General features: G+C 53.9%; 11 protein-coding genes. 6 read left to right on the top strand and 5 right to left on the bottom strand.

Annotated features, from left to right (window positions below):
• Positions 1 to 40: 40 nt before the first annotated feature.
• Together idnR and WB371_RS13255 are read left to right on the top strand one after the other, a co-directional pair.
• The gene (idnR, locus tag WB371_RS13250) at positions 41 to 1,039 is read left to right on the top strand and encodes a DNA-binding transcriptional regulator IdnR (RefSeq protein WP_336220538.1); all 999 of its coding nucleotides are present in this window, start codon (positions 41 to 43) and stop codon (positions 1,037 to 1,039) included.
• Between the two features lie 78 nt (positions 1,040 to 1,117).
• Positions 1,118 to 2,620 (top strand): helicase HerA-like C-terminal domain-containing protein, encoded by a 1,503-nt coding sequence (locus WB371_RS13255; RefSeq protein ID WP_336220539.1) that lies wholly within the window; start codon positions 1,118 to 1,120, stop codon positions 2,618 to 2,620.
• Positions 2,621 to 2,759: 139 nt separating this feature from the next.
• Here the strand turns inward: WB371_RS13255 and lptG are convergent, their stop codons facing one another.
• The 3 genes from lptG to ytgA all read right to left on the bottom strand — a co-directional run bounded on the left by lptG (position 2,760) and on the right by ytgA (position 5,055).
• A complete protein-coding gene (gene lptG, locus WB371_RS13260; RefSeq protein ID WP_336220540.1) occupies positions 2,760 to 3,842 on the bottom strand; it encodes an LPS export ABC transporter permease LptG in 1,083 nt (360 codons plus the stop codon).
• The gene (gene lptF, locus WB371_RS13265; protein ID WP_336220541.1) at positions 3,842 to 4,942 is read right to left on the bottom strand and encodes an LPS export ABC transporter permease LptF; all 1,101 of its coding nucleotides are present in this window, start codon (positions 4,940 to 4,942) and stop codon (positions 3,842 to 3,844) included. Before lptF ends, lptG begins: the two co-directional genes overlap by 1 nt.
• Before the next feature lie 62 nt (positions 4,943 to 5,004).
• Positions 5,005 to 5,055: a protein YtgA gene (gene ytgA / locus WB371_RS13270; protein WP_211180521.1), complete on the bottom strand. Its 51-nt coding sequence runs from the start codon at positions 5,053 to 5,055 to the stop codon at positions 5,005 to 5,007.
• A gap of 153 nt (positions 5,056 to 5,208) precedes the next feature.
• Between ytgA and pepA the strand changes: the two genes are divergently transcribed.
• From pepA to WB371_RS13285, 3 genes are all read left to right on the top strand, one after another.
• Positions 5,209 to 6,720 carry a leucyl aminopeptidase gene (gene pepA, locus WB371_RS13275; protein WP_336220542.1) on the top strand — a complete coding sequence of 504 codons (1,512 nt, stop codon included), beginning with the start codon at positions 5,209 to 5,211 and terminating at the stop codon, positions 6,718 to 6,720.
• Between the two features lie 117 nt (positions 6,721 to 6,837).
• Positions 6,838 to 7,281, top strand: a complete 444-nt coding sequence (holC, locus tag WB371_RS13280; protein WP_336220543.1) for a DNA polymerase III subunit chi — start codon at positions 6,838 to 6,840, stop codon at positions 7,279 to 7,281.
• Positions 7,281 to 10,136 carry a valine--tRNA ligase gene (locus WB371_RS13285; RefSeq protein WP_336220544.1) on the top strand — a complete coding sequence of 952 codons (2,856 nt, stop codon included), beginning with the start codon at positions 7,281 to 7,283 and terminating at the stop codon, positions 10,134 to 10,136. The genes holC and WB371_RS13285 overlap by 1 nt, the downstream gene beginning before the upstream one ends.
• 317 nt (positions 10,137 to 10,453) lie before the next feature.
• On the opposite strand, the gene WB371_RS13290 is transcribed toward WB371_RS13285, so the two are convergent.
• Positions 10,454 to 11,653, bottom strand: coding sequence for a YjgN family protein (locus WB371_RS13290; protein WP_336220545.1), 1,200 nt, complete (start codon positions 11,651 to 11,653; stop codon positions 10,454 to 10,456).
• A gap of 190 nt (positions 11,654 to 11,843) precedes the next feature.
• Here WB371_RS13290 and WB371_RS13295 point away from each other — a divergent pair, with 190 nt between their 5' ends.
• Entirely contained in the window at positions 11,844 to 12,341 is a 498-nt protein-coding gene (locus tag WB371_RS13295) for a GNAT family N-acetyltransferase (protein WP_336220546.1), read from the top strand.
• 6 nt (positions 12,342 to 12,347) lie between these two features.
• Here the strand turns inward: WB371_RS13295 and WB371_RS13300 are convergent, their stop codons facing one another.
• Positions 12,348 to 13,178, bottom strand: coding sequence for a topoisomerase II (locus tag WB371_RS13300; RefSeq protein ID WP_336220547.1), 831 nt, complete (start codon positions 13,176 to 13,178; stop codon positions 12,348 to 12,350).
• Positions 13,179 to 13,186: the final 8 nt, after the last annotated feature.

Genomic DNA, 13,186 nt, shown 5'->3' on the forward strand with positions numbered 1-13,186 from the left:
TCGGGGGACGATGCCGCCGTCCCCCGGTACTGGAGAGAAAATGAGGAACCACAGAATTTCTTTGCAGGATATCGCCACGCTCGCCGGCGTAACCAAAATGACGGTCAGCCGCTATATTCGCTCGCCGAAAAAGGTCTCGAAGGAAACCGGCGAACGTATCGCGCAGATCATGGAGGAAATTAACTACATCCCGAACCGCGCCCCCGCCATGCTGTTGAACGCGCAGAGTTACACCCTTGGCGTGCTTATTCCCTCCTTTCAAAACCAGCTTTTCGCCGATATTCTTGCCGGGATTGAATCGGTCACCTCCGGTCATAACTACCAGACGCTGATTGCAAACTACAACTACGATCGCGAATCGGAAGAAGAGTCTGTCATTAACCTGCTCTCTTACAACATTGACGGCATTATTCTTTGCGAAAAGTACCACACCCTGCGAACGGTAAAATTCCTGCGTTCGGCCGCCATTCCGATCATCGAGTTAATGGATATTCAGGGCGACCGCCTGGATATGGAAGTCGGGTTTGATAACCGCCAGGCAGCTTTTGATATGGTCAGTACGATGCTGGATAAACGCCAGCGACGCAAAATTCTCTATCTCGGTTCCAAAGATGATATCCGGGATGAACAGCGTTTTCGCGGGTATTGCGACGCAATGACGCAGCGAGGCCTGACACCGTTACGAGCCAATCCTCGGGCCATCTCGTCGATTCATTTAGGGACACAATTGATGCGCGACGCGCTGATCGCCCATCCGGATTTAGACGGTGTCTTTTGTACCAATGATGATATTGCGATGGGCGCGCTGTTGTTCTGCCGCGACCGCGATCTTTGCGTACCAGAACGCATCTCCATCGCGGGTTTTCACGGGCTGGAGATGGGCCGGCAGATGATCCCCAGTCTGGCCAGCGTGATAACCCCCCGCTTCGACATTGGTCGCATGGCGGCGCAGATGTTACTGAGTAAAATCAAGAACAACGACCACAACCATAATACGGTTGATTTGGGTTACCAGATTTATCACGGCAATACGCTTTAGGAGTATTTCTCTCTTCCACGCATATTCTCTTTCATCGACATTGCCTATACTCGACGCAGAATAAATGGAGGAAATCTCATGATCGCACCTTTGCTGATTGCCCGCACGCCGGACACTGAACTGTTTTTACTTCCCGGCATGGCTAACCGCCATGGGCTGATTACCGGCGCGACCGGAACCGGGAAAACCGTCACGCTGCAAAAACTGGCGGAATCGCTGTCGGAGATCGGCGTACCGGTATTTATGGCCGATGTGAAAGGCGACTTAACTGGCGTCGCCGCAGAGGGACAAGCCTCTGAGAAGCTACTTGGCAGACTGAAAAATATCGGTGTGACCGACTGGCAACCTCACAATAACCCGGTGGTGCTGTGGGATATCTTCGGCGAAAAAGGCCATCCGTTGCGCGCCACGGTCTCTGATCTTGGGCCGCTACTGCTGGCGCGTCTGCTGAACCTCAACGAGGTGCAGTCTGGCGTGCTGAATATTATCTTCCGGATCGCCGACGACCAGGGGCTGTTGCTGCTGGATTTCAAAGATCTGCGGGCCATCACCCAGTACATCGGCGACAACGCTAAATCCTTCCAGAATCAGTATGGCAATATCAGCAGCGCCTCGGTCGGCGCTATTCAGCGTGGGTTGCTGACGCTTGAGCAGCAGGGCGCCGAACACTTCTTTGGCGAGCCAATGCTTGATATCAAAGACTGGATGCGCACCGATACCAACGGTAAAGGGATCATCAATATTCTCAGCGCAGAAAAACTCTACCAGATGCCAAAACTCTACGCAGCCAGCCTGTTGTGGATGCTCTCTGAGCTTTACGAACAACTGCCGGAAGCAGGCGATCTGGATAAACCGAAACTGGTCTTCTTTTTTGACGAAGCGCATCTGCTGTTCAACGACGCGCCACAGGTACTGCTGGATAAAATCGAGCAGGTAATCCGCCTTATCCGCTCGAAGGGCGTCGGCGTCTGGTTCGTCTCGCAGAATCCGGCAGATATTCCGGATAACGTGCTTGGTCAGTTGGGTAACCGTGTTCAGCACGCTCTGCGCGCCTTTACGCCGAAAGATCAAAAAGCAGTGAAAACCGCCGCGCAAACCATGCGGGCGAATCCGGCGTTTGATACGGAGAAAGCGATACAGGAACTGGGCACCGGCGAAGCCCTGGTCTCATTTCTTGATGCCAAAGGGAGTCCGTCCGTGGTAGAACGGGCAATGGTGATCGCCCCGTGTTCACGCATGGGACCGGTGACGGACGACGAGCGCAACGGGCTGATTAACCACTCTTCGATTTACGGCAAGTATGAAGACTGTCTCGACCGGGAATCCGCATTCGAAATGTTGCAAAAAGGCGTACAGGCAGCAACCGAAGCACAGAACAACCCAACGGTGAAAGGTAATGACGTCGCGGTTGACGACGGTATTCTGGGCGGGCTGAAAGAGATTCTTTTCGGCAGCACCGGACCGCGCGGCGGTAAACGGGATGGCGTGGTACAGAGCGTGGCGAAAAGCGCCGCGCGTCAGGTCACGAATCAACTTATCCGTGGCATGTTGGGGAGTTTGATGGGCGGGAGAAAACGCTAGGCATTGCGCCGCAGTTTGCCGGATGGCGGCGTAACCGCCCTATCCGGCCTACAAGAGATGACGACTTACGCATCATAGTTCCGCGAGTAGGCCTGATAAGCGCAGCGCCAGCAGGCACTGCACCAGAACGTGCCGGAGATTATGACTTACGCATCATCAGCCAGAGGCTAATCAAGAAGAATGACGCGCTTGGCAGCAGTGCGCCAATCATCGGCGGAATGCCATACACCAGCGTCAGCGGGCCGAAAATCTGGTCCAGCACGTAGAACACAAAACCAAAGCTGATCCCCGTCACCACACGTACGCCCATCGGTACGCTTCGCAGCGGCCCAAAGATAAACGACAGCGCCATCAACATCATTACCGCCACAGAAAGCGGCTGGAAGATCTTGCTCCACATGTTGAGCTGGTAGCGTCCGGCATCCTGGCCGCTCGACTTCAGGTATTTCACATAATTGTGCAGACCGCTGATGGAGAGCGCATCCGGATCCAGCGCCACCACCCCCAGTTTGTCTGGCGTGAGGTTAGTTTTCCAGGTGCCGCTCACCGTTTGCGAGCCGGTTATCTGCTTGGGGTCGGTGAGGTTCGACTCATCCACCTGCGACAGACGCCAGACCTTCTGTTCCGGGTCAAATTTTGCCGACGCCGCATAGCGTACAGACTGAAGACGACGCTGATCGTTAAAGCCGTAAATACTGATCCCGCCTAACTCTTCTTCGCCCGTTACCCGCTCGATATACACAAAGTTATTGCCATCTTTCGCCCACAGACCTTCCTGAGTTGAAAGCAGCGAACCACCATACATCGCCTGCGCACGGTAGTTACGCGCCATTTGTTCGCCCTGCGGCGCCACCCATTCGCCGATAGCCATGGTCAGCAGCACCAGCGGGATAGCGGTTTTCATGACAGAAAGCGCCACCTGCATACGGGTGAAACCCGATGCCTGCATAACCACCAGCTCACTGCGCTGCGCAAGCATCCCGAGTCCCAGCAGCGCGCCAAGCAGCGCCGCCATGGGGAAGAAAATCTGCACATCTTTCGGCACGCTGAGCAGGGTATACATCCCTGCCCCCAACGCATCATAGTTCCCTTGTCCGGCTTTTTTCAGTTGGTCAACGAACTTGATAATGCCGGAGAGCGACACCAGCATGAACAATGTCATCATGATGGTGGTGAAAATGGTTTTACCGATATAGCGGTCAAGTACACCAAATGGTTGCATCACACCGCTCCTTTACGCGCAAAACGGGCGCGCAGACGGCGCACCGGTATGGTATCCCACAAGTTCAACCCTATCGCCAACGCCAGATACAACAGGTTGACGACCCACATCCAGAGCACCGGGTCCAGCTTACCTTTACCACCATTGGATTTCAGAGAGGTCTGGATCAGGAAGAACAGCAGATACAACAGCATCGCGGGCAGCATCGACAGCACCCGTCCCTGACGTGGATTCACCACGCTCAGCGGTACGACCATCAGCGCCATCATAAATACGGTGAATACCAACGTGATACGCCAGTGCAGTTCCGCACGGGCGCGGTCGGTATCCGTTGACCACAGAGTACGCATATCCATCTGATCAGTGTCGTTCGGATCCAGCGCCACCGCTTGATGACCGATGATCGCCTGATAACCCTGGAAGTCCGTAATGCGGAAATCGCGCAGCAACGCAGTGCCTTCAAAGCGAGTCCCTTTATTCAGCGAGACCACCTGCGACCCATCACGCAACTGCGATAAATGACCGGAATCCGCGACCACAACGGACGGACGCGCATTGCCTTTCGGGCGAATCTGCGCGAGAAACACATCTTTAAAATCGCTACCGTCTACGCTTTCAATAAACAGAACCGAGCCACCGTTGGTCGCTTGCTGGAATTGCCCTTGCGCCAGTGCCGCCATACCCGGGTTCGCTTTGGCTTCGGCGAGCACTTCATCCTGATGTTTCGCCGACCATGGTCCCGCCCACATGACATTTACGGCCGCGACAATGCCGGTGAACAGCGCCAGAATCATGGCCGCTTTAACCAGTACGGACTTGCTCAGACCGCAGGCGTGCATCACCGTAATTTCACTTTCGGTATAGAGTTTGCCCAGCGTCATCAGAAGCCCGAGAAACAGGCTGAGTGGCAGAATGAGCTGCGCCATTTCAGGTACGCCAAGCCCCAGCAGCGAGAGCACCAGATTTGCCGGAATGTCGCCATCAACCGCCGCGCCGAGGATCCGCACTAACTTTTGACAAAAGAAGATCAAAAGCAGGATGAAGAGGATGGCAAGTTGGCTTTTGAGCGTCTCCCGCACCAGATATCTTATGATTATCACTTTAAATACGCCCGTAAAAACTCGTTTTTTGCAGGAATTTAGCTTGTTTCATGGCTTAAACGTCATTTATTCTCTTGAGTCGTCGAAATCGTCGCTAAAATTATTATACTCAGCGGATTCGCCACTCAGAACGCGTTCTGATGTGCCAATGCCGTAATAACGTTAAGATTAACACGAAGTCATCGCAACTGCGGACATGAGTTACGAAAGCTTGCAATTCTAACCGCAGGCGCCGCCGTTGTCTTTAAGATTCAGGAGCGTAGTGCATGGAGTTTAGTGTAAAAAGCGGTAGCCCGGAGAAACAGCGGAGTGCCTGCATCGTCGTGGGCGTCTTTGAACCGCGTCGCCTTTCTCCGGTTGCAGAACAGCTCGATAAAATCAGCGACGGGTACATCAGCGCCCTGTTGCGCCGTGGCGAACTGGAAGGCAAACCGGGTCAGACCCTGTTGCTGCACCATGTGCCTAATGTGCTGTCCGAGCGTATCCTCCTCATTGGTTGCGGCAAAGAGCGCGAACTGGATGAGCGTCAGTATAAGCAGGTTATTCAGAAAACGATAAACACGCTGAATGATACCGGCTCGATGGAGGCCGTCTGCTTCCTGACTGAACTGCACGTCAAAGGGCGCAACAACTACTGGAAAGTGCGCCAGGCGGTTGAGACGGCCAAAGAGACGCTGTACAGCTTCGACCAACTGAAAACCACGAAAAGCGAGCCGCGTCGTCCGTTACGTAAAATGGTTTTCAATGTGCCGACTCGCCGTGAGCTGACCAGCGGCGAACGCGCCATTCAGCACGGGCTGGCGATTGCGGCAGGGATTAAAGCCGCGAAAGATCTCGGCAACATGCCGCCCAATATCTGTAACGCCGCTTATCTGGCCTCTCAGGCGCGCCAGTTGGCCGACAGCTACAGCAAGAACGTGATCACCCGCGTCATCGGCGAACAGCAGATGAAAGAGCTGGGCATGCACTCTTATCTCGCCGTTGGTCACGGTTCGCAGAACGAGTCGCTGATGTCGGTCATCGAATACAAAGGCAATTCCTCCGACGATGTGCGTCCTATTGTGCTGGTCGGGAAAGGTCTCACCTTTGATTCCGGCGGTATCTCCATCAAGCCTGCCGAAGGTATGGATGAGATGAAATACGACATGTGCGGCGCGGCGGCCGTTTATGGCGTGATGCGCATGGTGGCGGAACTCCAGTTACCTATTAATGTCATCGGCGTACTGGCAGGCTGTGAAAACATGCCTGGCGGTCGTGCCTATCGTCCGGGCGACGTGCTGACCACCATGTCCGGTCAAACCGTAGAAGTGCTGAACACCGATGCCGAAGGCCGTCTGGTGCTGTGCGACGTCTTAACCTATGTTGAGCGTTTCGAGCCGGAAGTCGTTATTGATGTGGCAACCCTGACGGGCGCCTGCGTGATTGCGCTCGGTCACCACATCACCGGGTTGATGTCGAACCATAATCCGCTGGCGCATGAACTGATCGGCGCGTCCGAACAGGCAGGTGACCGTGCGTGGCGTCTGCCGCTGGGCGATGAATATCAGGAACAACTGGAGTCCAACTTCGCGGATATGGCGAACATTGGCGGTCGTCCGGGTGGGGCCATCACGGCGGGCTGCTTCCTGTCACGTTTTACCCGTAAGTACAACTGGGCACACCTGGATATCGCTGGTACCGCATGGCGTTCCGGGAAAGCCAAAGGCGCCACCGGTCGTCCGGTGGCGTTACTGTCGCAGTTCTTGCTCAATCGTGCCGGTTTTAACGGCGAAGAGTAAGTTGAAGGTTGCCCGTAGGCCTGATTAGGCATTTTGCCGGATGGCGCTGCGCTTATCCGGCCTACGGGACATGCTCTACGGCAACACATTTAAATTCACCACAAGAAGCCCCATATCATGAGAAACGCAACGTTCTACCTTCTGGACAACGACACCCATCAGGACGGTCTCAGCGCCGTGGAACAACTGGTGTGTGACATTGCCGCAGAACGTTGGCGCAGTGGCAAGCGCGTGTTGATTGCCTGCGAAGACGAAAAACAGGCGATCCGCCTGGATGAAGCGCTGTGGGCCAGACCCGCCGACAGTTTTGTACCGCATAATCTGGCGGGCGAAGGACCGCGCGGCGGTGCGCCAGTCGAAATCGCCTGGCCGGAAAAACGCAACAGCAGTCCGCGCGATCTGCTGATCAGCCTGCGCGTCGGCTTTGCAGATTTTGCCACCGCTTTCACAGAAGTGATAGACTTCGTCCCTTATGAAGATTCTCTGAAACAATCGGCGCGCGATCGCTACAAAGCCTACCGCGTGGCTGGTTTTAACCTGAATACGGCAACCTGGAAATAATGGAAAAGACATACAACCCACAAGATATCGAACAGCCGCTTTACGAGCACTGGGAAAAGCAGGGCTATTTCAAGCCTAATGGCGATGAAAGCAAAGAGTCCTTCTGCATCATGATCCCGCCGCCGAACGTCACCGGCAGTTTGCATATGGGTCATGCTTTCCAGCAAACCATCATGGACACCATGATCCGCTACCAGCGCATGCAGGGGAAAAACACCCTGTGGCAGGTCGGGACCGACCACGCCGGCATCGCGACCCAGATGGTGGTTGAGCGTAAGATTGCCGCTGAAGAAGGTAAAACCCGTCACGACTATGGTCGCGATGCCTTTATCGACAAAATCTGGCAGTGGAAAGCGGAATCCGGCGGTACCATCACTCGCCAGATGCGCCGTCTCGGTAACTCTGTTGACTGGGAGCGTGAGCGCTTCACTATGGACGAAGGCCTTTCTAATGCCGTGAAAGAAGTGTTCGTCCGCCTGTACAAAGAAGATTTGATTTACCGTGGTAAACGCCTGGTCAACTGGGATCCGAAACTGCGCACCGCGATTTCCGATCTCGAAGTGGAAAACCGCGAATCCAAAGGATCGATGTGGCACATCCGCTATCCGCTGGCAGATGGCGCGAAAACCGCCGACGGTAAAGACTACCTGGTGGTTGCCACCACGCGTCCGGAAACCCTGCTGGGTGATACCGGCGTGGCGGTAAACCCGGAAGATCCGCGCTATAAAGACCTGATTGGCAAATTCGTGGTACTGCCGCTGGTTGACCGCCGCATTCCGATTGTAGGCGACGAACACGCGGATATGGAAAAAGGCACTGGCTGCGTGAAGATCACCCCGGCGCACGACTTTAACGACTACGAAGTCGGTCGTCGTCATGCCTTGCCGATGATCAATATCCTGACCTTTGACGGCGATATCCGTGAAACCGCGGAAGTGTACGACACCAAAGGCAATGAGTCCGACGTCTACTCCAACGAAATCCCGGCGCAGTTCCAGAAGCTGGAGCGCTTTGCCGCACGTAAAGCGGTGGTTGCTGCGATCGACGCGCTAGGCTTGCTGGAAGAGATTAAACCGCACGACCTGACCGTCCCGTACGGCGACCGTGGCGGCGTGGTTATCGAACCGATGCTGACCGACCAGTGGTATGTCCGTGCCGACGTACTGGCGAAACCGGCGGTAGAAGCGGTTGAGAATGGCGACATTCAGTTCGTGCCGAAGCAGTACGAAAACATGTATTTTTCCTGGATGCGCGATATTCAGGACTGGTGTATCTCCCGCCAACTGTGGTGGGGTCACCGCATCCCGGCCTGGTACGACAATGACGGCAATGTGTACGTAGGCCGTAGCGAAGACGAAGTCCGTCAGGAAAATAACCTGAGCGCCGACGTTGCGCTTCGTCAGGACGACGACGTGCTGGATACCTGGTTCTCTTCCGCACTGTGGACCTTCTCCACCCTCGGCTGGCCGGAAAACACCGACGCGCTGCGTCAGTTCCACCCGACTTCCGTAATGGTTTCCGGCTTTGACATCATCTTCTTCTGGATTGCCCGCATGATCATGATGACCATGCACTTCATCAAAGATGAAAACGGCAAGCCGCAGGTACCTTTCCATACCGTTTACATGACCGGTCTGATTCGTGACGACGAAGGCCAGAAAATGTCTAAGTCCAAGGGGAACGTTATCGATCCTCTGGATATGGTTGACGGTATCTCTCTGTCAGAACTGCTGGAAAAACGTACCGGTAATATGATGCAGCCACAACTGGCTGAGAAAATTGCCAAACGTACCGAGAAGCAGTTCCCGGACGGCATTGAACCGCACGGGACCGATGCCCTGCGTTTCACCCTGGCGGCGCTGGCGTCAACCGGTCGTGACATCAACTGGGATATGAAGCGTCTGGAAGGTTACCGTAACTTCTGTAATAAGCTGTGGAACGCCAGCCGTTTCGTGCTGATGAACACTGAAGAGCAGGATTGCGGCTTTAACGGCGGTGAGATGACCCTGTCACTGGCAGATCGCTGGATCCTGGCTGAGTTCAACCAGACCGTCAAAGCGTACCGTGAAGCACTGGATAACTTCCGCTTTGATATCGCGGCAGGCATCCTGTACGAGTTCACCTGGAACCAGTTCTGCGACTGGTATCTGGAACTGACCAAGCCGGTGATGAATGGCGGAACGGATGTCGAACTGCGCGGCACCCGCCACACGCTGGTTACCGTCCTGGAAGGTCTGCTGCGCCTGGCGCACCCGATCATCCCGTTCATCACAGAAACCATCTGGCAGCGCGTGAAGGTAATCTGCGGAATTACCGCCGATACCATCATGCTGCAACCGTTCCCGGCCTACGACGCCTCGCAGGTTGACGAAAAGGCGCTGGCTGACACCGAATGGCTGAAGCAGGCGATCACTGCCGTGCGTAACATTCGCGCGGAAATGAACATCGCGCCGGGCAAACCGCTGGAACTGCTGCTGCGTGGTTGCAGTGAAGATGCGATTCGCCGTGTCAACGACAACCGTAGCTTCCTGTTGAATCTGGCACGTCTGGAGAGCATCATCGTCCTGCCTGCTGATGACAAAGGTCCGGTTTCTGTGACCAAAATCATCGACGGTGCGGAGTTGCTGATCCCAATGGCGGGCCTGATCGACAAAGAAGCTGAGCTGGCGCGTCTGGCTAAAGAAGTGGCGAAAGTCGACGCAGAAATTGGCCGCATCGAAAGCAAACTGGCAAATGAAGGCTTTGTCGCACGGGCACCGGAAGCGGTGATCGCCAAAGAGCGCGAGAAGCTGGACGGCTACGCTGAGGCGAAAGCGAAGCTGATTGAGCAACAGGCCGTTATCGCAGCGCTGTAATTACAGGGCCACTGATAAACGATGAAATGCCCGATGGCGCAAGCTTATCGGGCCTACGGACAATGCAGAACGTATTGATGTTCCACATGGTGTAGGCCGGATAAGGCATCAGCCGTCATCCGGCAAGACAACGGACAATGCATAACATATCAATGTTGCGCATGCCGTAGGCTGGATAAGGCATCAGCCGCCATCCGGCAAGACCACGGACAGTGCATAACATATCAATGTTGCGCATGCCGTAGGCTGGATAAGGCATCAGCCGCCATCCGGCAAAACATTCAGCGTGTAGGCCGGAGCATGCTCCGGCCTTTTTATTACATGAAATACAGCGTCGGCATCACGCCGCGAGAGAGTCGCGACACCACCCCGTTATCCACCGGTTCATCGCTGTCAGCAAGCGTCAGCGTATCCAGATCGCCCACCACAAAGGTATTTTTCGCCAGCCAGCTAATCAGCCACACACGCAGCAGAGGATAAGCCAACCCGCCAGTGATGGCTGAAATCACATACAGTCCACCCAGGCGATAAACCATACCGTGCCAGGTCAACGTGGAACGAAAACGAATATGCCCGTCGGCGAGTTGCAGGTTATTCAGGAAGTGATTACGAAACGCCACAATCAAATAACTCATGGAAATCGCGATCCCCAGATAATAAATAATCTGACTTATCACAATCTGCCGCTGATATTCGATAAGAATCAACGATTCAATTTCATCTTCTGTCATGCCCGAAACGTCGAGCCCGGATATGGATGTAAAGAGCGCAATCGCGATAAACCCGACCACGGCAAGGAAAGGCACCAACGCCGCCATAGCCAGAATAGCGGATTTAATACAGTGCCAGACGTTAACCTGTACTGAGAACGGGTGCAAACCAAAACGCCCTCCCTCGCCCACCATCATCATGAGGCGACTGTAAGTAACGCCACTGACGACTCCCGCCCCGACAAGCCCAGTTAGCCCCAGTAAGAGCACAGTAAAAATCACGCCGCCCGGCGTTTCTGTCGTACACACCTGCAGCAGACAGAAGATCACCACACCCAGCGCGATGAGCAACAGAACAGGCAAGCAGAGAATATTCCAGAACGCTTTTAACGCGGAGAAACGAAAACCAAAGTGGATACTGTTTAAAGAGGTTCGCACCGCCTGGTATTGCAGATTTTTCATCACCAGAACAGGAATCGATAAGATCAACGCCGCCAGCGCCGCTCCGCCAATGAAAAAGTATTCCATGCTTATCAGCACCATACCTGCAATATAAATCACCAGCAGCATAAGCCAGCTCAGAAATACATCACCGCCTGTCACTTTCCAGGTAAATGGTTGTCCGTTTAAAGTCATATTAGAATAGATATAACGGCGGCATTTCATTAACGCCCACGGCAGGTAAATACCCAGCGTCACAAGGACCAACAGCGAATTCACCAGACAAATAAGAAAATAACTTCCACCATCACCACGAAATTCAAAAGCATGTGATGGCGCATCTTCTTTTATAAGATCTTCCTGCATAATAAATCCCTGTCGTTAATTATCCTTAAGAATACACATTATTAGCAGGCAATTGAAATACCAGCCAACAGAGATATTACCTTATTATCTGCATAAATAACATCCATCCTCTATGTTATAAGATGCTTGCATCGCCTGGCGCGGGGTGCTATTAGTTCAAATTATTAGTATTGTTTAACCGGGTAGTAAAATGAATGCTGTCGACTCTCTCACATTACGTCGCCTGACGGCGAACGATAATCGGGCTATCGCTGCGGTTATCCGTCAGGTTTCCGCCGAATATGGCCTCACCGCAGACAAAGGTTATACCGTTGCCGACCCGAATCTGGATGAGCTATATCAACTTTATTGTCAACCCGGTCACGCCTATTGGGTGGTGGAACGTAATGGTGAAGTCGTGGGAGGGGGCGGTATTGCGCCGTTATCCTGTAGTGAACCGGATATTTGTGAACTGCAAAAGATGTATTTTCTGCCGTCGATACGGGGCCAGGGGTTGGCGAAAAAGCTGGCGTTAATGGCGCTGGACCACGCCCGTGAACTCGGTTTTAAGCGTTGCTATCTGGAAACCACCGCCTTCTTACGCGAGGCCATTGGCCTGTATGAACACTTAGGGTTTGAGCACATCCGTGAGCCGCTGGGCTGCACCGGGCACGTGGATTGCGAAGTGCGTATGCTCAAACCCCTGTAATCCCGGTTATTGCATTTCCGGCGATACCGAAAGCCGAATTACGCCAGCGGCATTAGCGGCTGGCAGTTTCAGCACTTCCGTCCACATATCCTGCACAAGGTCACACACAATCTTCTCTTTTCCCACCGCCTTCTGGGGTTCAGCCATGAGCTGCACATCCTCCCCATAACGCTGCACCAGGCCCGGGACGACGTTTCGCAAATCCTGCATCGCCTGCTGTTTTTCGGCGTCAGTCACCGTATGTTTATTGGGACCATACGCCGCACGCATCATGGCGGCATCGCTTTCCATACGCCGTTTGATAATGTCCTGTGGGACCATGCGCATCGGGTTAATGCCGCCTTTAACATGCGGAAAAAGGAAACGGAAACAGGCGTCGTCGCCTTTTTTCTGCACCGCCGCAATCTGTTCAAGATTGATCTTCATATACTCAATGACATTACTGTCTGGCGCCTGCTGTAAGCGAGACATCTGTATTTGCATTACCTGCGGTTGAATCGTGTCGATAATTTGCTGTTCGGATTTTCCCTCCCTCTTTAGTTGGAACGCCTGGGTGCGAAGGTGGACCCAAAATGTCGGCTCCTGCTCTTTTAGCACCTGAAACGTCGGCATTTTTGATAGCGCAGCATCGAACCGCTGTTCTTCTGTCTGACCGGAAACCGATTTTTCCCGAGGAATCAGATAGTGCACATCGAAAAGATTCCACGCGACGATTGCAACAATCATCAGCACCGTGCCAGATGCTTTTCCTACCCAGCCTTTTTTACGAAACAGGCCAATCACTATGGCGATCACTGCGCCGACGTAGCCTGCGAGGAGGACATGTGTCCAGTTCATGGTATTGG

The sequence above is a fragment of the Citrobacter amalonaticus genome (genome assembly GCF_037053465.1).
GTDB lineage: Bacteria > Pseudomonadota > Gammaproteobacteria > Enterobacterales > Enterobacteriaceae > Citrobacter_A > Citrobacter_A amalonaticus_H.

Excerpts from the sequence above, each read along its gene's own strand:
- holC (WP_336220543.1), top strand. The coding sequence starts at position 6,838 with ATGAGAAACGCAACGTTCTACCTTCTGGACAACGACACCCATCAGGAC.
- idnR (WP_336220538.1), top strand. The coding sequence starts at position 41 with ATGAGGAACCACAGAATTTCTTTGCAGGATATCGCCACGCTCGCCGGC.
- WB371_RS13285 (WP_336220544.1), top strand. The coding sequence starts at position 7,281 with ATGGAAAAGACATACAACCCACAAGATATCGAACAGCCGCTTTACGAG.
- WB371_RS13290 (WP_336220545.1), bottom strand. The coding sequence starts at position 11,653 with ATGCAGGAAGATCTTATAAAAGAAGATGCGCCATCACATGCTTTTGAA.
- WB371_RS13255 (WP_336220539.1), top strand. The coding sequence starts at position 1,118 with ATGATCGCACCTTTGCTGATTGCCCGCACGCCGGACACTGAACTGTTT.
- pepA (WP_336220542.1), top strand. The coding sequence starts at position 5,209 with ATGGAGTTTAGTGTAAAAAGCGGTAGCCCGGAGAAACAGCGGAGTGCC.
- WB371_RS13300 (WP_336220547.1), bottom strand. The coding sequence starts at position 13,178 with ATGAACTGGACACATGTCCTCCTCGCAGGCTACGTCGGCGCAGTGATC.
- WB371_RS13295 (WP_336220546.1), top strand. The coding sequence starts at position 11,844 with ATGAATGCTGTCGACTCTCTCACATTACGTCGCCTGACGGCGAACGAT.
- lptG (WP_336220540.1), bottom strand. The coding sequence starts at position 3,842 with ATGCAACCATTTGGTGTACTTGACCGCTATATCGGTAAAACCATTTTC.